Below are 24845 nucleotides of genomic sequence, written 5' to 3'. Positions count from 1 at the left end.
TTGCAAATTGCCTGAAAAAGAAAAGCAGAACCTGTCCCAAATCCATTTTTAACAAACTCAATCAAAATATCTTTCTCAGGAACTGCCAGGCCAAAATGAAGAAGTGTATGCTTTCTCATAAAATGTGTCAGCAGAACCAGAACACCGCAAAAAGTAGCAATGCACAATGCAAGCGATGCACCCTTAATGCCAAAATTCATAATTCCCATGAACAGAATATCCAAAACAATGTTGAGCACAATCAGAACAACCGATGCCGCTGCTGCCGTCTTCGGATCTCCATCACTGCGCACTGAATAAGAAAGAATATAATAAAAAATAAATGCACCTGCGCATAAGAAAACTATAAAAATATAAGACTCTGCCAGATTTATCGATCGTATCTGTAGCTCCAATTGCATATAAAAGTTTTCTGCCACCCAAAATTCCTGTCACCATACACACGACTGTTTCCACCAGACCTGCCGTGAGCTTGTATATCAAATAATTTATTTGCTTCTTGCGGTCTCAGATTTTCCAAGAGCCTGTCCGATCAGAACGTTAGTCCCAACAGCCGTTGTCACTGACAGTAAAGCAAAAAGCAAAAAAACAGGAGTTGCTATATTGGTCACTGCCAGGCCATCACTCCCTATATAATTTCCTATTAAAACAGCATCCACAAGTGTAGATACAGCAGTTCCCAAAGCAGAAAATATTCCCCATATCAAAAACATTCTGTATGCATTTACAGCAAATTTCTTCTCCACAGCAATTCTCCTTTTTATTTTTTAGTGCTCCTGATTTCCATCACTTGCATACATTTTAATAATTATACCTTGCATACCTGCATTTTGTCCAGCGATTCCGGAGATGGCAGCTCTCTTTTCTTAACAATAACTATCCTTAATATTTGTTACTGTTCACTCCGTTCACAGTAACTTTGCCAAAATTCATTCCAGATTGCCTGCGGCAATGGAATTTTGGCTTGTATGTCTCGGGATTTTGGCATATTCATGCCAAAACACCTCGCGGGATAGTGGTATGTGAACAGTAACTAATATTTTTCTTTTCATCTTTTTACTTCTTGTCAAGCGGATATTCGCAATCCGCTTTGCCACTTGCTCATAACCGAACAGGAGACTAATCATTAGTTGATTAGCCTCCTGCTCAATTGATATCATTATTTCTCACCAGAAAGAAGAATGCGGTCATTATCCAGCATCTTTCCGGCACCCGTCTTAAATTTCTCTAGAAGTCCTTCTACCGTCAGGCCCTTCTTCTCTTCTTCGTGAATATCCAGCACAATATTTCCGGAATCCATCATCAGGATACGGTTTCCAAGATCCAGCGCAGACTGCATATTGTGAGTCGATCATCAGACAAGTCAGCTGATGTTCCTCCACGATTCTCTTCGTAAGATTCAATACTTTCTCTGCTGTTCCCGGGTCAAGGGCTGCTGTATGCTCATCCAGTAACAACAATTTCGGTGGATTCATAGTTGCCATCAAAAGTGTCAGCGCCTGTCTCTGTCCACCGGAGAGAAGTCCTACCGGCTGAGTCATACGCTTCTCAAGTCCGATATCCAGAAGTTTCAGTTCTTCATGGAATCGCTCTTTCTCCTGCCTGGACACATGGGAAAGCCATCCGCCTTTTCCTGCCGCAAGCGCCAGATTCTCTTCTATCGTCATTCCCGGCGCTGTTCCTCTCATCGGATCCTGATACAGACGTCCGATCGTTTTTGCACGCACATGCTGTGGCATAAAAGTAATATCCTGTCCATCCAGCATGATCACTCCGGAATCTGTAAGGAAATCTCCGCAGATTGCATTAAAAAGCGTTGATTTTCCTGCTCCGTTAGAACCAGATGCATCGTTGCAAAATCACCGTTTTCCAGTTCAAGTGACAGATCTTTGATTGCCTGTTTTTCATTTACCGTACCCGGATTAAAAGTCTTGGAAATATGTTCAATCTTCAGCATAAATCACTGTACTCCCTTCCTGTGAGTCATTCTTCTCTTAATCTGCGGCCACTGTTTCTTCAGATACGGACCTGAAATAGCCAGCACAACAATCACAGAAGATACCAGTTTCAGCATAAATGCCGGCATATTAAATCTCAGCGCGACGGTATATACCAGGCGGAAGATAAATGAACCAAGCACCATACCGACCGCTCTTACAAAGATACCGCCTCTGCCAAGAATCGTGCCACCAATCAGCAGGGAGGCAAGTGCGATTGTAACCATTCCCTGCCCAATATTAATGTCTACAGATTTCTGTGACTGAGACAGAAGACATCCGGAAAGTGCTGTAAATGAGTTTGCCACACAAAGGCCTACGATTGTAGTAAATACCGGGTTAATAGAGGAAGATTTAACCATATCTGCATTATTTCCGGTTGCCCTGATTGCCAGACCAAGTCTTGTTCTAAGGAAAAATACAAGAAAGACAACCACTATGGCTACTGCGATAAAAGCAACTACAATATCTCCTCTCCCTTTCAGTGGTGTATTTTTCAGTGCCTCTTTCATCATGGAAAACACAGTATCTGTTCTGTTCATATTGATCAGAGAAGAACCTCCCATCACTGCAATATTCACAGAATACAAACCTGTATTTACGATAATTCCGGCCAGAAGACTGTCAACGCCAAGTTTCGTCTGAAGTATAGCCGTCACAAATCCCGAGCACACGCCTGCAGCCATAGCTGCAAAAATTGATAAAAAAGGATGTCCGCTGACTGCCACTGCCGCTCCAACAGCTGCTCCCAGAGTAAAGCAGCCATCAGTGGAAAGGTCACAGACATTCAGCATAGAATAACTGAGAAACAAAGCAAGAACTGTCAGTGAACAGATCAGGCCAAGTTTCAGTGCGGTCTCTCCAAGAGAGAGTATAGTCGCAATAGTCACGATAATTTCCTCCTACTCCTCTACTTCATCAAAGCTCTCTGCTGTAACGATTTCATTTACCTGTGTGCACAGTGGCTCGAAATCTTTCTTGATTGTTTCTAAATCAAGTCCAAGTCCCTCGCAGGTTTCTGTGTTAATAGTTGCTGTACCATTATCAAATGTCTCTACAGGAGTTGTTGCAGGATCTGCATCGTTCATAAGGATATCTGCAATCATATCTGCTGTCTTCTGCCCAAGGTTTGCGTAATCAACACCATATCCGACAAATGCGCCATTTAATGCAAAAGAATCAGCTCCTGTGTACTGCGGGATACCTGCATCAATGAATTTCTCATAGATAGAAAGCTCTGCTGTCATAATTGTATTGTCGGTCGGGGTAAATACCGCATCCACACCATCTGCTACCAGTGCATCAGCCGCAAGCTGTACTTCATCTGTTGTAGTACCGGTACGCTCTACATATTCGATTCCTTCTTTATCTAGATAATCCTTTGCTTCCTGAATTGCTGTTGTAGAAGAATCCTGTCCGATATCATACAAAAGACCGATTTTCTTTACATCAGGATTTACTGCCTGAATCAGTTTCATAATTGATGCTGTATCCAGGTAATCACTTGTACCTGTGATATTTGCCCCAGGGGCATCTAAATCTTCTACAAGTCCACTGCCTACCGGATCAGATACTGCGGAGAATACAACCGGTGTATCTGTTCCTTCTGTTGCGGACTGCATACGCATTGCTACCGGTGTCGCAACACCTACCATTAAATCTACATTATCAGTCTGAAAATCAGAAATGATCTGTTCCATGACGTTGGCATCTGCATTACAGTTATCATAGGATACATCAAAAGTAACATCTTTGTCCTCGCCGATTTCTTTCAGACGGGACTGGATATTATCTACAATCTGATTTAAGGAAGCGTCATCTACATAGTTGCAGATACCGATTTTGAAATCCTGTGCCATAACCGGTGATGCCATCATCATAGTTGCCATTGCTGTTGCTGCGATTGCTAATACTCTTTTTTTCATAGTCTTTTTCCTCTCTCTACATCTTATTTAGCAGTTCATTTTTGGCTGCCATAGTCTCAGGGATATTTGCCAACCCCTTGTTACTGTCTGTGAGAAAGAACTCCCCGGATTCCTTTTCCCGGATGTGTCAATCACTCTGAAGAACCACTCAGATCAAAAAGAATTCCTGCCCTGTCATTTTTTATCTGTCGGGCTTTTATATATAATAGCAGAAATCTTAATAAGGTTTCTTTATATATAAAAAATCCGCCACAAGCTATCTCCTGCTTGAGACGGTAATAAGAATCTTATTATCGCGGTACCACTCAAATTGACGAATCGTCCACTTTCTCATGTACAAACATACACTCCTGATTTATAACGGGTTCGGTTCCCGTCGGCGCCTACTCTCACGCTTATTAAGATTTCGGGCCGCCCTCGAAAGGCCATTCAACAATCAGTTTCATACGGCTTCCCACCAGTGACCGCTCTCTGGAATGATTCTTAATTGCTTACTCTTCTTTCTCATCGGTTTTGATGTGTTTACTTTACCACGCTAACGTGCATATGTCAAGAGGTTTATTTTTTTCTTTTCCTTTTTTCATTAAGGGACGCGGGGAATATAAAAAGATTTCGGGCTTAGTTTCGGAACCATGCAATTCTAAGGCATTCGGGAAGCTGCGTTATTAACTTTGTAACATAGCTACTGGCTATCAATAATAGCTTGTGGTAATATATCAGATAGAAAATAGGTGTCAATACGCTAATAAACAGCGATAAATTTTATACAGAAATGAGGAATGTTATATGTCAACTACTAAAATGGTTTTTCACGGAAGTGATATCGAAAAAATATGCGAGATTTACCACCTCAAACAGGAAAATATTGTAAAATTCGGAGCTAATGTAAATCCACTTGGACTTTCTGAGAATGTGAAAAAACAGCTCGCCAGCCACCTGGACATCCTGTCTTCTTACCCGGACAGAGACTACACCTCTCTTCGCAATACAATCTCAGACTACTGCAACGTCCCTGCCAATTTCATCCTTCCCGGAAACGGATCCAGCGAGCTGATCGCACTTCTGATCCAGGAAAGAAATCCGAAACACACTCTAATCCTCGGACCTACCTACTCCGAATATTCCAGAGAACTTTCCTTCTCCGGAAGCACCCAGGAATACTACCACCTTCGCGAGGAGGATAACTTTATCCTGGATATAGATGATCTCTGCCAGACTCTGAATGGAAAATACGACTTTCTCATCATCTGCAACCCAAACAATCCAACCTCTTCCGCCATTTCCACAGAAAATTTACGAAAACTCCTCGCATTCTGTGCCGAGAAAAACATCTTCGTAATGATCGACGAAACCTACGTAGAATTCGCCCCCGACATCCAGGCAATCACTGCTGTAACCCTCACCAGAGAATTCACTAACCTCATGGTACTTCGCGGCGTATCCAAATTCTACGCCGCCCCGGGAATGCGTCTCGGCTACGGAATCACCGGAAACCTCGAATTCCTCAAAAAAATGAAAGAGAAACAAGTCCCATGGTCCCTCAACAGCCTCGGAGCCCTCGCCGGTGAACTCATGCTCAAAGACCAGGAATACATCAGCCAGACCCGGACTCTGATCCTCTCCGAACGTGACCGCCTCCTTCACGCCCTGAGCCAGATTCCAACATACAAAACCTACCCAGCCTACGCAAACTTCATCCTCCTGAAAATCCAGAAACCAGGCCTGACCTCTTACGACGTCTTCGACGCCTGCATCCGCCAGAACCTCATGATCCGCGACTGTTCCTCTTTCGAATGCCTCGACGGAGAATACATCCGCTTCTGCATCATGATCCCCGAAGACAACACTAAACTCCTCCATATATTAAAATCATTATAAATCATCCAATATTGCCCCACCCACACCAACAACCAGCGTGGCAGAAAATACTTTGTCTGCCACGCGTCCCTCCTGATAAAAAAAGAAAGGCCAGAACCCCCCTCTCCCGAAGTTCCTGGCCATTCCTCTTTCTGACAATATTAATTTTTAAAACTATGAATCGGCGCCGGAATTCTACCCCCACGCTGAACAAACGCATCACAAGAAAACTGATTCACCGGCATAATCGGCGCATAACCCAACAATCCGCCAAACTCAACAACCTCGCCAACTCCCTTACCAATAACCGGAATCAGACGCACAGCCGTAGTCTTCTGATTAATCATACCAATCGCAGACTCATCCGCAATAATACCCGCAATCGTAGAAGCCTTCGTATCTCCCGGAATTGCGATCATATCAAGACCTACAGAACATACACAAGTCATCGCTTCCAGCTTCTCAATCGTCAGCGCACCTGCATTAACCGCATCAATCATACCCTGATCCTCACTGACCGGAATAAATGCGCCACTCAGACCACCAACTGCTGTGGAAGCCATAACGCCGCCCTTCTTAACCTGGTCATTTAACAACGCAAGAGCAGCTGTTGTTCCCGGTGCACCTGCATGCTCAAGACCAATCTCCTCCAGAATCTCAGCAACACTGTCGCCAATCGCCGGAGTCGGAGCAAGAGACAGATCCACGATTCCAAATTTCACACCCAGACGTCTGGAAGCCTCCTGTGCAACCAGCTGTCCCACACGTGTAACCTTAAATGCAGTACGCTTGATCATCTCACAAAGAGTTTCAAAATCCTTACCTCTTACCTGTTCCAGAGCTGTCTTTACAACGCCAGGTCCGCTGACACCCACATTAATAATGGTATCTGCCTCTGTCACACCATGGAACGCACCTGCCATAAACGGGTTATCATCCGGTGCATTACAGAATACAACCAGCTTCGCACATCCAAGAGAATCCTGTTCTTTCGTAGCCTGAGCTGTCTCCAGTACAATCTCTCCCAGCAGCTTGACAGCATCCATATTGATACCGGTACGTGTAGAACCTACATTCACAGAACTGCACACACGCTCCGTCTTTGCGAGCGCCTGAGGAATAGATTCGATCAGAAGCTTCTCTGCCGGAGTCATTCCCTTGCTTACCAGTGCAGAATATCCACCGATAAAGTTTACGCCAACTGTCTTGGCAGCTTTATCCAGAGTCTCTGCGATCGTAACAAAATCTTCTTTTGTCTTACATGCAGCTCCGCCTACCAATGCGATCGGAGTTACAGAAATTCTTTTATTCACGATCGGAATTCCATATTCACTGGAAATTGCCTCACCTGTAGATACCAGATCCCTTGCGCAGTTTGTGATCTTGTCGTAAATCTTTTTATTTAATGTTTCAAGGTCACTGTCAATGCAGTCAAGAAGACTGATACCCATTGTAATGGTACGCACATCCAGGTTTTCCTGTTCGATCATTTTATTCGTTTCATTTACTTCAAAAATATTGATCATGTCTAATTTCTCCCTTGTATGTTTTTTCAGCGTTTTGAGTCAAGTGAAATTCGCAATCCGCTTCGCTACTTGCCTTCCTCTATTAGATTCTGTGCATTACATTGAAGATGTCTTCATGCTGGCAGCGGATTACTACGCCGATCTGATCTCCAAGGGCTTCCAGTTCTTTTGCAAGAACCCCGTTATCTTTCTCACATTTGCTGGCATCAGTTACCATCATCATGTTGAAGTATCCCTGTACAATGGTCTGGGAGATATCAAGAATGTTTACATTGTTGTCTGCAAGATACGTACAAACTTTTGCGATAATTCCTACGGTGTCGTTTCCTACTACTGTGATGATTGTCTTTTTCATAAGTTCTTTGTCCTTTCTACACTGTAATTGCTTCTGATATGCAATCCCTTTTCGCCACCTGAATCTTAAAATCACGGGACTTATAAGGGTTGTCACCTAAGGTTACCTCTGAACAGACGGTTTCATATGCCAGTTCTTCATAATTGTTTTCCCTGCTTAAATGCCCAAGGAATATGGCTTTCATATTGTCATGCAATAACCTGCACAAAAGTCTTCCCGCATTTTCATTGGAAAGATGGCCTCTGTCTCCCAGAATTCTCTGTTTCAGATAATAAGGATACTTTCCAACCTGAAGCATGCGGATATCATGATTTGCCTCCAGAAGAAGCGCGTCAAGATTCTGCAGATTACTGATTATGTATTCATTATATTTTCCAAGGTCTGTAGCAATTCCCACAGAATGTTCTCCACATTCCACGCGATACCCGACCGGCTGTGCCGCATCATGCGGAATCGTAAAGGGATTTACTGTCAGATCTTTTATTTCAAAAGGTTCATCCTCATAAATTTCATGAAAAATCCCTTCCGGCATTTTTCCAAGATTCATCCGGGATAAAGCATCCACAGTTCCGCCGGTCGCATAGATCGGAATCTGATGTTTCCTTGCAATCACGCCCAGACCTTTGATATGGTCGGAATGTTCATGTGTAATCAAAATACCATCAATATCTTTTCCTGTCAATTCCAAAGAATTTAATCCTTGCTCCACCCGCTTTCCGCTGATGCCTACATCCACCAGAAGATGGGTATTGTCAGAGCCAACATAAATACAGTTTCCACTGCTTCCGCTGGCAATGCTACAAATTCTCATATTTCCTGATTCCTTCCTCAATCTGCTGCCTGGTCTGTGCAAAATTGCCATTATTTACAACAACATAATCTGCATTTTCCCGAAAAAAGCTCTCCGGAGCCTGACTCGCAATGATACTGGCTGATTTCTCTCTGGTATAACCACGATTCTCCATCAGCCGCTGAATACGGATTTCTTCATCCGTATGGATATACCATATGGTATCACAAAATTCCTGATAATGATCCTCCAAAAGAAGTGCAGCCTCCACCACACATACTTTCTGTCCCTGCTGTTTTTTTATCTCCAGCTGCTCTTTGATATACTGCTTCACAGCCGGATGAATGATCTGATTTAATTTCTCCAACAGTTCGGGATGTGAAAATACTACATCCGAAATCTGCCTGCGGTCAATAGTTTTATCATTTTTTATTACTTGTTTTCCAAATAATGCAATCACAGGTTCATAGCAGACCTGCCCCGGCTCCATCACCAGATGGCCGATCTCATCCGCTTTCATCACATATGCCTGATATTTTTCTTCGAGAAAATCAAGCACTGTACTCTTTCCGGCACCCACTCCGCCGGTAATTCCTATTGTAATCATTTCTGCCTCTTATCTATTCTCACATCTGCTGCTGAAAGTCAAACAGATATTTGCAAACCGTTTTTACTTCGCCTCGTACCAATTATTTCCCTGATGCATATCTACTTCCAGTTCTACTGCAAGTTTCGCCGCACCTTTCATCTCTTCTTCCAGAATCGCAGATACCTGCGGAATTTCCGCTTTATAAGTCTCTATCAGAAGCTCATCATGCACCTGAAGCACCAGACGGGACTTCAGATGTTCTTCCTTTAATCGTCTGTATACGCGGTTCATTGCAATCTTGATGATATCCGCCGCAGTTCCCTGAATCGGAGAGTTCATTGCAACCCTCTCGCCAAAAGATCTCTGCATGAAATTGCTGGATTTCAGTTCCGGAATCGGCCTGCGCCTGCCAAACATGGTCGTCACATACCCTTTTTCCTTTCCTTCTTCCACCAGCCCGTCAAGAAATCCCTTAATCTTTGGATAGGATTTAAAATATCTCTCAATATATTCTGCGGCTTCTTTTCTAGTAATACTTAAGTCCTGACTCAGTCCGAATGAACTGATTCCATAAACAATCCCAAAGTTTACCGCTTTTGCATTTCTTCGCTGCAGATCCGTCACCTCATCAAACGGTACATGGAATACTTCTGATGCCGTATGTCTGTGGATATCCTGTGCCTCCCGGTATGCCTGAATCAGCTTTTCATCCCCGGACATATGTGCCAGAACACGAAGCTCGATCTGTGAATAATCCGCATCCAGAAATACGTATCCTTCTTCTGGCACAAAAACTTTTCGAATCAGTCGTCCCAGTTCCATTCTTATCGGAATATTCTGCAGGTTTGGCTCCGTACTGCTGATTCTTCCTGTAGCCGTGATTGTCTGATTAAAGGTAGAATGAATCCTGCCATCCTCTGCAATCACATTTGCCAGACCATCCGCATAAGTTGATTTCAGTTTTGTAAGCTGACGGTATTCCAGGATATCCTTTACAATCGGGTATTCCGGTGCAAGCTTCTCCAGAATATCTGCCGCTGTAGAATAGCCCGTCTTTGTTTTCTTTCCACCTTTAAGGCCAAGCTTTTCGAAAAGAATCACTCCCATCTGTTTCGGTGAATTGATATTAAACTCTTCCCCTGCCTGCTGCCAGATCAGTTTCTCCAGCTCCTCAATGCGGACATTCAGTTTCTCCCCGTAGCTTTTGAGTTCTTCTCCTTTTACGCTGATTCCCCACTTCTCCATGGAATCCAGAGTAAAGATCAGAGGAAGCTCAATCTGTGTATATACATTCCACATACCAGTCTCTCTCAACGTCTCACACATCGGCACCTGGCAGGCAAACGCCGTATATGCCATATAGCAGGCCCAGAAGGTAAGTCCCTCTACGCTTTCTTCCCATGCTTTCTCTGCCGTTTTCTTTCCAAGAAGTTCTTCTCTTGTCGGCAGAATTCGTCCATTCAGGTATTCCTTCGCCATATCATCATACGTGTAGGATGATTTTAACGGATTTAACAGATATGCTGCCACGCCTGCATCAAACACTGCTGACGGATCATCAAATGTCACATGTTTCAATATCGCTTTTATATCTAGCGCGCAGACTACATGACGCTCTGTACCGGCGTCAGTGTTGTTTGCCGCCGCACTGTCTTTCATATTACTTTTTACATTATGCTCAGATGCTTTCTTAAAAAGTGTTTCCAGCTTTCCGCAAAGATACGCCTCTGTAACCATTCCCTCTACCGGAATATAATAAATCTCTTCTTCGCTCAGTGCAATTCCTGCACCGTACACATGGCCATTTTCACTTATAAGAGAGACACCGGTTCTGGAACCTGCTTCTGCTTTTTCAAACAATGCTTCGCATCCCGACAGATCTGCGCAGGTAAAAAACTCCTGTTCCAGTGCATCTTCCTGCACTGCCTCAGAATCAAAACGGCTCAGCAGATTCTTAAATTCCAGCTGTCGGCACAGAATAAACGCTTCTTTCGTATAAAGATTTCCCAGTTTCGCCTTCTCATAGGAGAAATCGATCGGACTGTCTGTACAGATCGTTGCCAGTGCCTTGCTCATCTGTGCCATATCATAGTGCTCTCTCATGGATTCTCTGGCTCTGTTTGGTTTCAGTTCCTCCAGATGCTCATGAGCATTTTCAATGCTTCCGTATTCCACTATGATCTTCGTGGCAGTCTTTTCACCCACGCCCGGAATTCCCGGGATATTATCAGCGCTGTCACCCATCAGTGCTTTTAACTCTATGATCTGTGGAGGTGTCACCTGATATTTCTCAATTACCTGCTGCGCATGATAATCCTCTATCGTAGTTTTCCCTCTTACTGTCTTGGGCAGGCGGATCATGATCTTATCCGTCGCAAGCTGAAGCAAATCCCTGTCCCCGGAAAGGATTGTCGCGTCCATCCCCTCTGCCTCGCTCTTCTTTGCCAGAGTTCCCAGAATATCATCTGCCTCATATCCTTCTTTTGTCACAATGTTAACGCCCATTGCCGTAAGGACTTCCTTGATCAACGGCACCTGTTCTCTCAGTTCCTCAGGCATCGGCTTACGCGTTCCCTTATATGCCTCAAACATCTTGTGACGGAAAGTCGGCGCCTTCAGGTCAAATGCCACCGTCAGATACTGGGGCTTCTCCTCCTCAATCGTACGAAAAAGAATATTCAGGAATCCATATACTGCTCCTGTATGTTTTCCCTCTGAATTTGTAAGATCCGGCAGGCCATAAAAAGCTCTGTTCAGAATGCTGTGCCCGTCAATCAGTAATATTTTCTCACTCATAAAATCCTCCAGTATCTCATATGATATGAATTGTTTCCATCATTACATAAACCAATATTGCCGCAAGTGCAGCGATCAGAAGACAAATCCCCGCCCCGACCAAAAACCAGCTTAATTTCTTCTTGCGGATATATCTTCTGGATTTCCGGATGTCCTGCTCAAGCAGCCCTTTAAAATCCAGAACAGAATTACTGCTGTTATCGTCAAGCTGCTGCGTCACCTCATGAACAATAAAATATGTTTCCAGTTCATCATAGCAGGATGAACAATTCTGTACATGGTCAAGAAATTCCTCCAGCTCATTTACCGGGAGCTTATGCTCAATATAGCTGCTCACCATTCCCTCTGCTGTCTGGCAATCCATACCTGTTCCCTTCTTTCTCTTTCAGTGTTACTATCTGTGCTGTACCCGGCAGCATGCTTCGCGATGCATAAATCTGTACTGCACGTCTCGTGCTCACTATTACGAATTATAACCGAACCGGCGTTAATTGGCAAGGAAAAGCGCAAGAGAGCAACAGAAGCCTTTATTGCCCCTGCTGCTCTCTTTTGTAAAAACTGCATCTGTATTTAATCTTTAGTTTTCAGCATTCTCACTGTTCTCTTCTGATTCTGTCTGAGATTTTTCCAGAACAACTGCTTTCGGAGTTTCCAGAGGAGCATTCAGAATCTTCATAAATTCCTCACCTGTGATTGTCTCATGTTCATAGAGATATTTGGCAAGTTCATGAAGTTTACCGATATTGTCCTGAAGAATCTTCAATGCTTTCTGATGTTCTGTTCTTACAAGTTCTACAACCTTCTTATCCAGAAGTGTCTGTGTCTCAAAAGAACAGCTTAAGCTGGAGTCTCCGCCCAGGTACTGGTTGGTCACGTTCTCCATGGCTACCATATCGAAGTCTTCACTCATACCATATCTGGAGATCATCGCTCTCGCAAGCTTGGTTGCCTGCTCAATATCATTGGATGCTCCGGTTGTAATTGAATGGAAAATCAATTCCTCTGCGGCACGTCCGCCTGTAAAAGTTGCAATCTTATTTGCAAGTTCTTCCTTCGTCATCAGATAATGATCCCCATCATCTACCTGCATGGTATAACCCAGGGCTCCTGATGTACGTGGAATAATCGTAATCTTATGAACCGGCGCAGATTCTGTCTGCTTTGCAGCAACCAGCGCATGTCCGATCTCATGGTAAGCAACGATCAGTTTTTCCTTATTGGAAAGAACTCTGTTCTTCTTCTGATATCCGGCGATAACTACCTCAATGCTCTCTTCAAAGTCAGCCTGTGTGGCAAATTTTCTGCCATCACGTACGGCGCGAAGAGCAGCCTCATTGACAATATTTGCAAGTTCAGCACCGGAAGCTCCTGCAGCTGCTTTCGCAATATCGTCAAAACGTACGGAATCCGCGATCTTAATCTTCTTTGCATGAACTTTAAGGATTTCTTCACGTCCTTTTAAATCAGGAAGCTCAACAGGAATACGTCTGTCAAAACGTCCCGGACGGAGAAGTGCAGGGTCAAGGGAATCCGGTCTGTTCGTTGCAGCCAGGATTACAACACCCTTGGAACCGTCAAAACCATCCATCTCTGTAAGCAGCTGGTTCAGAGTCTGCTCACGTTCATCATTGCCGCCTGTAAATCCGGCACCATCACGTTTCTTACCAATTGTATCAATCTCATCGATAAATACGATACATGGAGCTTTCTCATTTGCCTGTTTGAAGAGGTCACGCACTTTGGCAGCACCCATACCAACAAACATTTCTACGAATTCAGAACCGGAAATAGAGAAGAACGGAACTTCTGCTTCGCCGGCTACTGCCTTCGCAAGAAGTGTCTTACCTGTTCCAGGAGGGCCTACAAGAAGCGCTCCTTTCGGCATGGATGCACCGATTTCTCTGTATTTCTGAGGATTGTGAAGATAGTCTACGATCTCAGTCAGAAGATCTTTCGCTTCATCCTCTCCTGCTACATCTGAAAATTTAATTCCTGTAGATGATTTCACATATACTTTGGCATTACTTTTACCAAATGACATTGCTCCGCCAGGGCCACCACCCATAGAGCTCATCATCTTCTTACTGAGCCATCTTCCAAGAAGGATAAAGATAGCAATCGGCAAGATATATCCTGCCAGCAGACTGATCCAGATAGATGTCTGCTGAGGTGCTGCCGCATCAAATTTCACATTTGCATCATGTAAACGGTCTACAAGGTCAGGATCATTTACCTTAACGGTTCTGAAATAACCCTCCTGATTATCGCTGACATCTGCTACATAATAAATATAATCATCCTGAATCTCTACTGTCTTGACATAACCCTTCTCTACTCCTGTCAGGAAGACACTGTACTCTGTTGTCTGTACCTTTCGTCCCTCAATCGCAGGAAGTAACAGCACATTCAGAAGAATGATAATAATTGCCGCAATGATATAATATACATAAAGCGGTTTTCTGCCTGGTTTTTTATTATCAAGGTTCATCGGCTTTTCCTCCATTCGTTATTGTTATGATGTACCATATCACTTATTTCTTCATTTTTCAAGAAAGGTCGGTTAAATTTCATAAACATTTTAGAAATATCCTGATTTTTTTATCATTATTCTTTCACTATTTGAATTTTTTATCTTAATCAGTAAGTTCTTATCTCTTCTTGCCTTTTCTATATTTTTGCAACCCCAAAATGCCAAAAAATTTTCCAAAAAATCCAAAAACTCTCTTGCCATATGATTGAAATCGTGTTATTATATTAAACGTTCAAACGCCGGCATGTCGGAATGGCAGACGAGGCAGACTCAAAATCTGTTGTGGGCAACCACGTGTGGGTTCAAGTCCCACTGCCGGCAGTTAAAAAACTGGATTTCTGAGAATCCAGTTTTTTTATGCCAATATAGGTAAAATCATATCTTTCTCTTGTTTCTGTAAATATACCGGATTCAAGCAACCTCCGCAGGGGACTTACTTGATTTGGTTAAGCATTTGTCTCTGCCCGTCCTTATATTTGCTTTTTATTACACTATTATAGCCAAAAGCTGCAGCTTTGTACATAGCTGCTGCTTCGGATAAAATGTTTAAGATTTTATAAATTTTGTCTTCGGATATACGCTGCTTGCCTTGATCATTTTCTGATATTTAGTAAATAACTTCTTTGGAAGTTTCATCGTGACTGTTTTATTAACAGCGAGGCCTTTCTTTCCAACGTATTCAAGTGCTGTGCTGTTGATCTTAACTGTTTTAACAGCCGGGCACTGATAAAAGGCTTTGGTGTCAATGCGTTTCACGCTTGCGGGAAGTGTGAAATTTTTCAGTTTTGCACATTCTGCAAATGCATTACTTCCGATTTTGGTTACTTTTGTACCAAATCTTATGGTTCTGAGATTTGGACATTGATAGAAAGCCTGTTTTTCAATGGTAGTTACATTATTTCCGAAAATGACGTCTGTAATCTCTTTGTCCGCACTGAATGCACTCTGATCAATCGTCGTTACTTTATAGGTCTTATCATTGATCGCAACGGTGGACGGAATCTGCACAACATTAAGTGCTGCGCCAAGTCCTGTCACGCTTACTTCTTTTTCATTTAAAATTTTATATCCGAGTCCGCCTATCAGATAGTTGTAGCTTTTTCCCTGATCTGTTAATGGTGCTGCGTTGAACTGGTATCTTACTGGCTGGATAATGTCATTTTTTACCCATGCGTTTTCAATATATTCTTCCCTCTGGAAAAATACATACATATTATATGCGCGTTCTACTTTTGTATAAATTCCTTTTGCAGAACCGATTTCCCATTTTCTGTTGATATTACTTTCCTGAGGTTTAATGGACAAACTCCAGTATAGTGGTGTCCATCTGACATCTCCGTTGACAGGATTCATATTCTGTGTACCGGCTCCGATCACATTAAATTTGTAATATGTATTTGGGTAAAAGACGAGTGGTTTCTCAAATCCTTCTACAATACTGTCGTTCGCGCTTACGCTCTTCGTTTCCTCTGTATCGTTTGTCGCATCCTCTCCGGCAGACCACGAATAGTCATAATTATCATCAAAATATTCTTCTCTTTCTGTATCCGTTCCATCTGAAAATTCTGCTGCATTTACTGTAGTAAATGCTCCTGCTGCCAGTACACCTGCCAGGATAATAGCTGCTAGTTTCTTCATCAGGTACTCCTCCTTTTCATACATACTTAGATTACATTTTTCATTTTACTTTCTTTTCCAGCAAATGTCCACTTAGATTTTCTGCGAACTTTGTCGTATTTACCGTTACTGTTCACACGCCACTATCCCGCGAGGTGTTTTGGCATGAGAATGCCAAAATCCCGAGACATACCGCGCGAATTTATGCGAATAGCATAAATTCTGTGCATCGCGAAGCGTGTTACTGAGAACGGAGTGAACAGTAACGTATTTACCTATATCTCATCCCTCATATGCCATTCCTGGTCTGCTTCTTTTATGTCTGGTATGTTTTTAAATACTTCGCAGTCCTGGTCACATCCATCTTTTATGCATGGACAGACCATCTTTACTTTCTTAAAATGGCCGGGAACTCCCTCGTACTGCACAGTCCATAAACCATTATAATGTAACTGCTTACACATTCCTGCTTCATATTCATATTTAATCATAAATTTTTCTTCTCTTTTCCTGCTATTTAAAGGTTACTGTTCACTCCGTGCCCAGTAACCTTTAAAGCTCAAACTTTTTCTATCCAGATGCAAAACGAAAGGCACTGACCATTTTTTTCTTACAGATCAGCACCTTTCACTTTATACGCCTTAATTATACGTCTTACTTTATATTATTTGATTTGTACTTCTTCAGTTGAAATAAATATCCGGATTTATTTCATATCTTCCAGAAGTTTCTCATAAATCGGGAAGCAGTCAAATGTTGCAAAGTAATCCTTCGGTGTCTCAGCACGACGAATCATCTCGAATCTTCCATCCTCATGAAGAAGAATCTCAGAAGATTTCAGTTTACCATTATAGTTGTATCCCATTGCAAAACCATGAGCACCTGTGTCATGGATTACAAGCAGATCTCCCATGTCAACCTTCGGCAGGTAACGGTCGATTGCAAATTTATCATTGTTCTCGCAAAGAGAACCTGTTACATCATACATGTGGTCACATGGCTGATCTTCTTTTCCCATAACAGTAATATGATGATAAGCTCCATACATTGCAGGACGCATAAGGTTTACGGCACACGCATCAACACCGATATACTCTTTGTGAGTATGTTTCTCATGGATTGCCTTTGTTACCAGGCAGCCATAAGGTCCCATCATGAAACGTCCCATCTCTGTATAGATTGCGACGTCACCCATTCCGGCCGGAACGAGAACTTCTTCGTATACTTTACGAACGCCTTCACCAATCTCTCTGATATCGTTTGGAGTCTGATCTGGTTTGTAAGCGATTCCGACACCACCGGAAAGGTTGATGAACTTCACATGAGCGCCTGTCTCTTTCTGAAGCTTCACAGCCAGTTCAAACATCTCTTTTGCTAACATCGGATAATACTCATTTGTCACTGTGTTACTTGCAAGGAATGCATGGATACCGAATTCCTCAGCACCTTTTTCTTTCAGAATCTTGAATGCCTCAAAGATCTGCTCAGTAGTCATACCATATTTCGCATCTCCAGGATTATCCATGATATCGTTGCTGATCTTGAATACTCCGCCCGGATTGTAACGACAGCTGATCACTTTCGGAATATATCCTACCGCTTTCTCTACGCTCTCGATATGTGTGATATCATCAAGGTTGATGATTCCACCGATCTCATTTGCATATTTAAACTCTTCTTCCGGTGTATCATTTGAAGAGAACATGATGTCTCCTTCTTTGCATCCGATTGCTTTGGACATCATCAGCTCTGTCATGGAAGAACAGTCACATCCACATCCATACTCCTGAAGAATTTTGATCAGAAATGGGTTTGGAGTTGCTTTTACAGCGAAGAACTCTTTGAAACCTTTGTTCCATGCAAATGCTTCTTTTACTGCTTTTGCGTTGTCACGAATACCTTTTTCATCATAAAGATGGAAAGGGGTTGGAAACTGTGCTGTGATTTCCTGGAGTTTATCCAGGGTGACAAATGGTACTTTTTTCATAATAATCTTCTCTCCTCTTACTTCTTGTGTATATGTGTATATAAGTGATCCTGACAGTACTCATAATTTCCATTACATTTAGAACAAAAACGGAATTCCAGATTTGGATCATCTTTCTCTGTACGTCCACAGACTGCACATTTATGCTTCGTCACTCCCTGTGTATTACCAGGGAAAGGAACAGTCTTACTTTCTCCCATCGCTCTCTTAAACTGATTTCTCCGGTGGATTTCCTTCGGATTATATCGGTTAAGATTTCTTGTTCCCAGGAAGAAAATAATAAAGTTCAGTAAGGATGCAACGATTGGCAGAGCCATAAACCATGCTCCGTTCATAACATAGCTTACAACGTTCCATCCAACAATCAGGACATAAAAAAGTGCCATCCATTTCATTTTTATAGGAATCACAAAATATAACAAGATCTTCATCTCCGGATATGTCATCGCATATGCCAAAAAAACGGATAAACTAATATAATAAGTTGTAAATGGCTGACCATTTAAAACATCCGAAGCTCCTCCTGTAATAAAATACAATATAAATGCCGAAATTACAGTAAATAGTATTCCCGATAAAATATATAATGTAAATTTAAAAGAGCCCCATGTATGTTCCAAAGAACTACTTACAGGATAATAGAAGCACACAATTACTATAATAAATAAAAATAAATTCGTTGTTGTTGGCGGATAAATTACCCACGTTATCAATCTCCATATCTGTCCATGTAAAATTTGAGTCACATTCAAAGTAAGCATAGACAACAATTCTGGATTCAAAAACATCAGCGCATATCCCAGCACATAACTTACAATAATATATATCGTAAGATTCTCAATCCCGCGATTTCCAAATTTGCGTTCCAGTTTGTCAATAAATTTCATAAGTCTCCTTTACTAAATGAAGCGAAGCTCTCCTTCGCTTTACTCTGTCCATGACCAGTCTGCCGCTTAAGCCAAACCAATCATGTGTTACCGACACCTTTATTCTCAGTGGCAATAAAATTTCTACAGTAAAATCAGAAAAACTTCTTCTTGGAAAGAAATGCCCCTGCAATGATACTCACCACGACAGAAAGGATGATAATAAGTAAAAATCCCCATGGTGTCTTGGAAAGCGGCATTCCCGCTGCACTTACGTTCATTCCATAGGCACTGAAAACAATAGTCGGTATACTCATAACGATCGTAATCAAAGCCAGTGCTTTCATAACGATGTTCAGATTATTTGAGATTACAGAAGCAAAGGTTCCCATCATACTGCTTAGAATCCCGCTGTAAATGTTCGCCATCTCAATCGCCTGCTTATTCTCAACGATAACATCCTCCAGAAGTTCTGTATCCTCCGGATATTTCTTGATACTCTCCACTTTCAGGAGTTTCTCAAGCACCATTTCATTTGATTTTAGAGAGGTTGTAAAATATACCAGTGATTTCTCCAGTTCCAGAAGTTCCATTAACTCCTGATTTCTCGTAGACAGATGAAGTTTCTCCTCGATCTGCTCGCTCTTCTTATCTATAATACGCAGATATCTCAGATACATACTGGCATTACGGTACAAAATCTGCAGGATAAATCTTGTCTTCATATAAGTAAAGAAATTTCTGACCCTGCCTTCCATAAATCTGGTAAGCACCTGTGTATCTTCCAGACATATAGTAAAAATCATCTTCTGTGTTACTATAATACCAAGAGGGATGGTCACATACCAGTCCTTCTCATTACGCTCTTCAATGGTAGGTACATCTGCAAGGATAAGGGTGTAATTGTCCTCCACTTCAATACGGGAACGTTCCTCCTCATCCAAAGGCGCGCGCAAATCGTCTACCTCTATCCCAAACTGCTCGGAAATTTCAAAAATCTCTGTTGCTGTAGGATTCGTCAGTGCAATCCAGCATCCCTCCTGTGATTCCTGTATTTCATGGATTGAGCCATCGATTGTCTTAAAAATCCTTACCACGATCCACACTTCCCTTCTTCTCTCGATTTCCCCTCATCATATAAGCTGCTCCTCATCCTGTATACGGCAGCCTATATAAACTCTCTGTTTTGTACAAAGATTCAACATCCATTATAATTTGAACATGAATTTTTGTCAATTCCAATGCTTTCGGTTTACAAAACTTTTACACTTCGCTATAATAAAGTCATATGTGTACTTCAAACATGTACACACTATATAAAAAGTGATAGCAAGAAAGGACTTAAAACATATGAGCCAGTCATCATTTGGAAATAAATTCAAGGTAACTACCTGGGGAGAATCACATGGAAAAGCCCTCGGCGCTGTTGTAGACGGATGCCCTGCCGGACTGTCCCTCTGTGAAGAGGATATCCAGGTCTTCCTCGACAGAAGAAAGCCAGGACAGAGTAAGTACACCACTGCCCGCAAAGAGGGAGACCTCGTAGAGATCCTCTCCGGCGTTTTCGAGGGCAAAACAACCGGTACTCCTATCTCTTTGATGGTAAGAAACACAGACCAGCGTTCCAGAGATTATGGTAATATCGCTTACTCCTACCGTCCGGGACACGCTGACTATACTTTCGATCAGAAATACGGATTCCGCGATTACAGAGGTGGCGGTCGTTCTTCCGGACGTGAAACTATCGGAAGAGTCGCAGCAGGTGCTATCGCTTCCAAAATTTTATGCGAACTTGGCATCTCCATCTGCACCTACACCAAATCCATCGGACCTGTAGAAATCACAACATTTGATAAAGAAGAGATAAATAACAACGCATTCTATATGCCGGATGCCCTGGCAGCTGCCAAAGCAGGTGAATATCTGGAAGAATGTATGAAAAATCAGGACAGCGCCGGCGGTGTGATCGAATGCCGCATCAGCGGTACTCCTGCCGGACTCGGCGACCCTGTCTTTGACAAACTCAATGCCGTACTTGCACATGCTTTAATGTCTATCGGAGCTGTCAAAGCCGTAGAAGTCGGTGATGGCATTGCCGTAACCTCCCTGAAAGGCTCTACTGATAATGATGGTTTCACAGTCAAAGATGGAGAAATCGTCAAAACTTCCAACCATGCCGGTGGCATCATGGGCGGTATCAGCGACGGAAGCGAAATCATTCTCCGTGTTCACATTAAACCAACTCCGTCCATCAGCCAGCCACAGCAGACTGTCACCAAAGACAAAGAGCCACTTTCCATGGAAATCCACGGCCGCCACGATCCCGTTATTGTTCCAAGAGCCGTTGTTGTCGTAGAATCCATGGCTGCAATCACACTTGCAGACGCACTCTTCGCCAACATGAGTTCACAGATGGATAAAGTGCGCGACTTTTACCTGTAAATATTGGCAGCTGTTCAATAAGCAGCCATCCCTCAAAATGTTCAAACATAAAATTACAGAACATATAAAATCCCCTGCGTTAATTACTTATCACCTTTTGTAATTAATGCAGGGGATTTTTCATACTCTAAGTCAATCGGATATTCGCAATCCGCTTTCACTACTTGCTCATAAGTTCTATTTATTCTTCCGGTACTGGCCAGATACGGATACTGTTCGGTTCTGAAACTTTTAAAGGTTTTCCGTTCATTACAATAATATTCTTCTCATAATCCACTGTAAAAATAGTAATAGTATTACTTACATGATTTATAGCAGCCAGATGCTTATCATCCGGGAAGAGTACCAGGTCTTTCGGATACTCACCACTAATCGGAAGTGTAAACTTTCTGGTAAGCAGTCCTGTCTCTTCATCTCTCTCAAACATAGATACGGTATCCTCACCTGCTGTTGTGCAGAACAGATGTTTTCCATCATTTGCAAGGGACAGACCTGATGCAGCATTATGTGTATCGTGAGAATCCTTCTTTATACTTGTCTCAATACTCTGAATCAGTTCAAACTCCGGTGACTTACCGCTTCCATCATATTTATAGGTCTTGATCTCATTTGTAAGTTCAAAAAGAATATAAGCAAACTTGCCATCATCACTGAAACGGATGATACGCGGACCACTCTCTCTCGGACATCTTAAGATATCCACCAGTTCAAGCTTATCACGCATTTTATTGATACGATAAATCTTCACCTGATCAATTCCGTTATCAACTGCGCACAGATATTTATTATCCGGTGTCGGACGCACACAGTTTACATGCGGACGGAAGTTACGCTCTGCAACACTTCCAAGTCCCTTATGAAATACACCATCCATCAGGCTTCCAAGTCTTCCGTCCTTATGAGTATGTACAACGGTCACCTTACCGTCATGGTATCCGGCAACATAAAGATATCTGCCATCCACATCAGTGGAAAGGAAACATCCTCTCATTCCATCAATATTCACACTGTTGATACGTGACAGATCACCATTCTTATCACGTTCAAACACTGCAACACCCTCATCCTCGATAGAATAGAGATACTTGCCATTCTTTGAAACAGCCGTGTGGGATGCGTTACTTACTTCAACACTGCTGCGCTCTGTAAGAGTACCATTCTCCACATCAACATCATATACATGAATCCCCTGTCTGGAAGAGCCATGTGTATAAGAACCCACATAAGCTACATATTTTTTCTCACTCATAATGTTCGTCCTCCTGCTGTCCTTCTAATACATCAAAAATCAGTCAACTATTCACGATGTACTCATCTATTGCCCGTTACTCTGGCCGGCACTGCCATATGATGTCGATATTATAGCACATTTTGCCAATACTCACAAGACAACCCACCCCATTTTTATGTATTTTTCCAAATCCAAAGAAAAAAGGCCGTCATCTCCCCTTCGAAAGATAGCAGCCATTTAATCCCATTATTTAAAATAATTCTTAACCGCTTCCAGCGTCTTATCAATAATCTCATCTGTATGAGCCGTAGAAAGGAACATAGCCTCAAACTGAGACGGTGCCAGATGAATCCCCTGTGCCAGCATTCCCTTGAAATATTCAGAAAACGCCTTCGTATCCGCACTCTTCGCAGAAGTATAATCCACAACCTCCTGCTCAGTAAAGAACAGACTACCCAGAGAAGAAACATGGTTCACATGATAAGGAAGATCTTTCTCTGCCAGGATCTTCTCCATACCGCTGTAAAGTCTCTCACCCTTCTTTTCCAGTTCCTTATAAACTTCCTGATGCTCATAGAGATATTTCAGCTGAGTCAGTCCCGCAGCCATGGCGATCGGATTACCACTTAAAGTACCGGCCTGGTAAACCTTACCAACAGGAGAAACCAGTTCCATGATTTCTCTTCTTCCACCATAAGCGCCAACAGGCATACCTGCTCCGATGATCTTACCATAAGTAACCAGATCCGGTGTCACCCCGAAATACTCTGCCGCTCCGCCAAAAGCCAGACGGAAACCAGTGATAACTTCATCAAAGATCAGAAGTGCGCCATACTCATCACAGAGCTTTCTCAGTCCCTCCAGGAAACCTTTCTTCGGAGGAACCACACCCATGTTAGCGCCAACAGCCTCAACAATAACAGCTGCTGTCTGGCCATCAGCCTGTTCCATCAGTGCACGAACGCTGTCCAGATCATTATAAACTGCTGTCATGGTATCCTCTGTGCAACCTTTCGGTACACCTGCGCTGTCAGGAACACCACTTGTCATCACACCTGAACCTGCACTTACCAGCATTGCGTCACTATGTCCATGATAACATCCTGCAAATTTGATGATCTTATTCTTTCCCGTAAAGCCTCTCGCAACACGAACAGCACTCATAACAGCTTCTGTTCCGGAGTTAACCATACGTACCATGTCCACATGCGGAATATGATCACAGATAAATTCTGCCATCTCCACTTCAATAGCAGTCGCACATCCAAAGCTTAAGCCCTTCTCGCAGGCCTTCAGCACACTTTCCTTTACTGCCGTAAAGTTATGTCCAAGGATCATCGGTCCCCAGGAATCAATATAGTCCACATATTCATTGCCTTCTACATCATAAATATAGCAGCCATCTGCGCAGTCAATAAATCTTGGTGCCATACCAATTGCACCGTAGGCACGAACCGGGCTGTTTACTCCTCCCGGAATCACCTTCACCGCTCTGTCAAATAATTCTTCTGAAGTTCCCATTAGCCGATTCTCCCTTCATCCATACACTTGGCAAGTTCTTTTGCATAATAAGTCAGATAAATCTGCGCACCTGCACGATAAGCACTTACAGCCATCTCGCACATGATACGTTCCTCATCGATCCAGTCCATCTTTGCAGCGGCTTTTACCATTGCATATTCACCACTTACACTGTACGCTGCAACCGGCACGTTCACTGCCTTGGATACTTCTGAAACCATATCCAGATAAGACATTGCAGGTTTTACCATAATGATATCTGCGCCTTCTTCTACGTCAGTCAGAGCCTCTTTCATTCCCTCTCTTCTGTTGTGGAAATCCATCTGATAGCTCTTTCTGTCGCCAAAGGATGGGGCTGATCCTGCTGCATCACGAAATGGTCCGTAGAAAGCAGACGCATATTTTACTGCATAAGACATGATCGGTGCTTCATAATGTCCGTTTGCATCAAGAGCTTCGCGGATTGCGCGAACACGTCCGTCCATCATGTCAGACGGTGCTACCATGTCTGCACCGGCCTCTATATGAGAAACGGCAGTCTTGGCAAGTAATTCCAATGTTGCATCATTGTCTACATCATGACCGCAGAGTACTCCGCAGTGACCATGGGAAGTATACTCGCACATACATACATCAGTGATATAGTACATATCCGGGAACTGTTTTTTTGCTTCTCTTAAAGCTTTCTGTACGATTCCGTTCGGATCATATGCACCGCTTCCCACTTCATCTTTGTGATCTGGAATTCCAAACAGCATAACACTGTTTACACCAGCCTTCTGCAAGCGTTCCAGTTCAAAAGGAAGACGGTCTATG

Annotated in this window: 19 protein-coding genes, 1 tRNA gene, 2 pseudogenes and 1 other annotated feature; of the genes and pseudogenes, 3 read left to right on the top strand and 19 right to left on the bottom strand. The window is 42.8% G+C overall.

Going from position 1 to position 24845, the window contains the following annotated elements; translation table 11 throughout:
• From AC058W_RS03770 to AC058W_RS03755, 4 genes and pseudogenes are all read right to left on the bottom strand, one after another.
• Positions 1-713, bottom strand: a pseudogene (locus AC058W_RS03770) (MATE family efflux transporter); the annotation flags it as partial.
• 446 nt (positions 714-1159) lie between these two features.
• A pseudogene (locus AC058W_RS03765) lies at positions 1160-1957 on the bottom strand (ABC transporter ATP-binding protein).
• Positions 1958-1960: 3 nt separating this feature from the next.
• On the bottom strand, positions 1961-2887 hold the full coding sequence (locus AC058W_RS03760; RefSeq protein WP_242986717.1) for an ABC transporter permease: 927 nt from the start codon (positions 2885-2887) through the stop codon (positions 1961-1963).
• 12 nt (positions 2888-2899) lie between these two features.
• Entirely contained in the window at positions 2900-3922 is a 1023-nt protein-coding gene (locus AC058W_RS03755; RefSeq protein ID WP_118247415.1) for an ABC transporter substrate-binding protein, read from the bottom strand.
• 265 nt (positions 3923-4187) lie between these two features.
• Positions 4188-4439: a binding site (T-box leader), on the bottom strand.
• A 269-nt stretch (positions 4440-4708) separates the two neighbouring features.
• Between AC058W_RS03755 and AC058W_RS03750 the strand changes: the two genes are divergently transcribed.
• Positions 4709-5800 carry a pyridoxal phosphate-dependent aminotransferase gene (locus tag AC058W_RS03750; protein ID WP_118247416.1) on the top strand — a complete coding sequence of 364 codons (1092 nt, stop codon included), beginning with the start codon at positions 4709-4711 and terminating at the stop codon, positions 5798-5800.
• A 140-nt stretch (positions 5801-5940) separates the two neighbouring features.
• Here the strand turns inward: AC058W_RS03750 and AC058W_RS03745 are convergent, their stop codons facing one another.
• The 7 genes from AC058W_RS03745 to ftsH all read right to left on the bottom strand — a co-directional run bounded on the left by AC058W_RS03745 (position 5941) and on the right by ftsH (position 14323).
• Complete coding sequence (locus tag AC058W_RS03745) at positions 5941-7305, bottom strand: PFL family protein (protein ID WP_118247417.1); 1365 nt, start codon at positions 7303-7305, stop codon at positions 5941-5943.
• Between the two features lie 82 nt (positions 7306-7387).
• A complete protein-coding gene (locus AC058W_RS03740) occupies positions 7388-7660 on the bottom strand; it encodes an ACT domain-containing protein (protein ID WP_117674729.1) in 273 nt (90 codons plus the stop codon).
• 16 nt (positions 7661-7676) lie between these two features.
• Positions 7677-8471: an MBL fold metallo-hydrolase gene (locus AC058W_RS03735; protein ID WP_117674728.1), complete on the bottom strand. Its 795-nt coding sequence runs from the start codon at positions 8469-8471 to the stop codon at positions 7677-7679.
• On the bottom strand, positions 8458-9057 hold the full coding sequence (coaE, locus tag AC058W_RS03730; RefSeq protein WP_117674727.1) for a dephospho-CoA kinase: 600 nt from the start codon (positions 9055-9057) through the stop codon (positions 8458-8460). The genes AC058W_RS03735 and coaE overlap by 14 nt, the downstream gene beginning before the upstream one ends.
• Before the next feature lie 63 nt (positions 9058-9120).
• Entirely contained in the window at positions 9121-11835 is a 2715-nt protein-coding gene (gene polA / locus AC058W_RS03725) for a DNA polymerase I (protein ID WP_118247418.1), read from the bottom strand.
• A gap of 16 nt (positions 11836-11851) precedes the next feature.
• Positions 11852-12199 (bottom strand): anti-sigma factor family protein, encoded by a 348-nt coding sequence (locus AC058W_RS03720; RefSeq protein ID WP_117843879.1) that lies wholly within the window; start codon positions 12197-12199, stop codon positions 11852-11854.
• Positions 12200-12412: 213 nt separating this feature from the next.
• On the bottom strand, positions 12413-14323 hold the full coding sequence (gene ftsH, locus AC058W_RS03715) for an ATP-dependent zinc metalloprotease FtsH (RefSeq protein ID WP_117843878.1): 1911 nt from the start codon (positions 14321-14323) through the stop codon (positions 12413-12415).
• A 280-nt stretch (positions 14324-14603) separates the two neighbouring features.
• Here ftsH and AC058W_RS03710 point away from each other — a divergent pair.
• Positions 14604-14686 (top strand) — tRNA-Leu (locus AC058W_RS03710).
• A gap of 225 nt (positions 14687-14911) precedes the next feature.
• On the opposite strand, the gene AC058W_RS03705 is transcribed toward AC058W_RS03710, so the two are convergent.
• The 5 genes from AC058W_RS03705 to AC058W_RS03685 all read right to left on the bottom strand — a co-directional run bounded on the left by AC058W_RS03705 (position 14912) and on the right by AC058W_RS03685 (position 19932).
• Complete coding sequence (locus tag AC058W_RS03705; RefSeq protein WP_182439629.1) at positions 14912-16003, bottom strand: leucine-rich repeat domain-containing protein; 1092 nt, start codon at positions 16001-16003, stop codon at positions 14912-14914.
• Between the two features lie 254 nt (positions 16004-16257).
• Positions 16258-16473, bottom strand: coding sequence for a hypothetical protein (locus tag AC058W_RS03700; protein ID WP_117674722.1), 216 nt, complete (start codon positions 16471-16473; stop codon positions 16258-16260).
• A 215-nt stretch (positions 16474-16688) separates the two neighbouring features.
• On the bottom strand, positions 16689-17969 hold the full coding sequence (locus AC058W_RS03695) for a diaminopimelate decarboxylase (RefSeq protein ID WP_117674721.1): 1281 nt from the start codon (positions 17967-17969) through the stop codon (positions 16689-16691).
• Positions 17970-17986: 17 nt separating this feature from the next.
• On the bottom strand, positions 17987-18856 hold the full coding sequence (locus AC058W_RS03690; RefSeq protein WP_118247420.1) for a rhomboid family protein: 870 nt from the start codon (positions 18854-18856) through the stop codon (positions 17987-17989).
• Between the two features lie 134 nt (positions 18857-18990).
• On the bottom strand, positions 18991-19932 hold the full coding sequence (locus tag AC058W_RS03685; protein WP_117674719.1) for a magnesium transporter CorA family protein: 942 nt from the start codon (positions 19930-19932) through the stop codon (positions 18991-18993).
• 253 nt (positions 19933-20185) lie between these two features.
• On the opposite strand from AC058W_RS03685, the gene aroC reads away from it, so the two are divergent.
• Positions 20186-21277, top strand: coding sequence for a chorismate synthase (gene aroC, locus AC058W_RS03680; RefSeq protein WP_117674718.1), 1092 nt, complete (start codon positions 20186-20188; stop codon positions 21275-21277).
• 181 nt (positions 21278-21458) lie between these two features.
• Here the strand turns inward: aroC and AC058W_RS03675 are convergent, their stop codons facing one another.
• From AC058W_RS03675 to hemB, 3 genes are all read right to left on the bottom strand, one after another.
• Positions 21459-22526, bottom strand: a complete 1068-nt coding sequence (locus tag AC058W_RS03675; RefSeq protein WP_117674717.1) for a lactonase family protein — start codon at positions 22524-22526, stop codon at positions 21459-21461.
• A gap of 228 nt (positions 22527-22754) precedes the next feature.
• Positions 22755-24029, bottom strand: a complete 1275-nt coding sequence (hemL, locus tag AC058W_RS03670; protein ID WP_479389727.1) for a glutamate-1-semialdehyde 2,1-aminomutase — start codon at positions 24027-24029, stop codon at positions 22755-22757.
• Positions 24029-24845, bottom strand: an 817-nt coding sequence (hemB, locus tag AC058W_RS03665) for a porphobilinogen synthase (protein ID WP_479389726.1), incomplete at its 5' end; no start/stop codon positions are given. The genes hemB and hemL, both read right to left, overlap by 1 nt.

This window comes from Blautia sp. CGZ-1-C1 (assembly GCF_056504575.1).
This window is presented reverse-complemented; position numbering and strand designations above follow the sequence as displayed.

Excerpts from the sequence above, each read along its gene's own strand:
- hemL (WP_479389727.1), bottom strand. The coding sequence starts at position 24,029 with ATGGGAACTTCAGAAGAATTATTTGACAGAGCGGTGAAGGTGATTCCG.
- AC058W_RS03755 (WP_118247415.1), bottom strand. The coding sequence starts at position 3,922 with ATGAAAAAAAGAGTATTAGCAATCGCAGCAACAGCAATGGCAACTATG.
- ftsH (WP_117843878.1), bottom strand. The coding sequence starts at position 14,323 with ATGAACCTTGATAATAAAAAACCAGGCAGAAAACCGCTTTATGTATAT.
- AC058W_RS03745 (WP_118247417.1), bottom strand. The coding sequence starts at position 7,305 with ATGATCAATATTTTTGAAGTAAATGAAACGAATAAAATGATCGAACAG.
- aroC (WP_117674718.1), top strand. The coding sequence starts at position 20,186 with ATGAGCCAGTCATCATTTGGAAATAAATTCAAGGTAACTACCTGGGGA.
- AC058W_RS03740 (WP_117674729.1), bottom strand. The coding sequence starts at position 7,660 with ATGAAAAAGACAATCATCACAGTAGTAGGAAACGACACCGTAGGAATT.
- AC058W_RS03705 (WP_182439629.1), bottom strand. The coding sequence starts at position 16,003 with ATGAAGAAACTAGCAGCTATTATCCTGGCAGGTGTACTGGCAGCAGGA.
- AC058W_RS03675 (WP_117674717.1), bottom strand. The coding sequence starts at position 22,526 with ATGAGTGAGAAAAAATATGTAGCTTATGTGGGTTCTTATACACATGGC.
- AC058W_RS03750 (WP_118247416.1), top strand. The coding sequence starts at position 4,709 with ATGTCAACTACTAAAATGGTTTTTCACGGAAGTGATATCGAAAAAATA.
- polA (WP_118247418.1), bottom strand. The coding sequence starts at position 11,835 with ATGAGTGAGAAAATATTACTGATTGACGGGCACAGCATTCTGAACAGA.
- AC058W_RS03690 (WP_118247420.1), bottom strand. The coding sequence starts at position 18,856 with ATGAAATTTATTGACAAACTGGAACGCAAATTTGGAAATCGCGGGATT.
- AC058W_RS03720 (WP_117843879.1), bottom strand. The coding sequence starts at position 12,199 with ATGGATTGCCAGACAGCAGAGGGAATGGTGAGCAGCTATATTGAGCAT.
- coaE (WP_117674727.1), bottom strand. The coding sequence starts at position 9,057 with ATGATTACAATAGGAATTACCGGCGGAGTGGGTGCCGGAAAGAGTACA.
- AC058W_RS03695 (WP_117674721.1), bottom strand. The coding sequence starts at position 17,969 with ATGAAAAAAGTACCATTTGTCACCCTGGATAAACTCCAGGAAATCACA.
- AC058W_RS03700 (WP_117674722.1), bottom strand. The coding sequence starts at position 16,473 with ATGATTAAATATGAATATGAAGCAGGAATGTGTAAGCAGTTACATTAT.
- AC058W_RS03735 (WP_117674728.1), bottom strand. The coding sequence starts at position 8,471 with ATGAGAATTTGTAGCATTGCCAGCGGAAGCAGTGGAAACTGTATTTAT.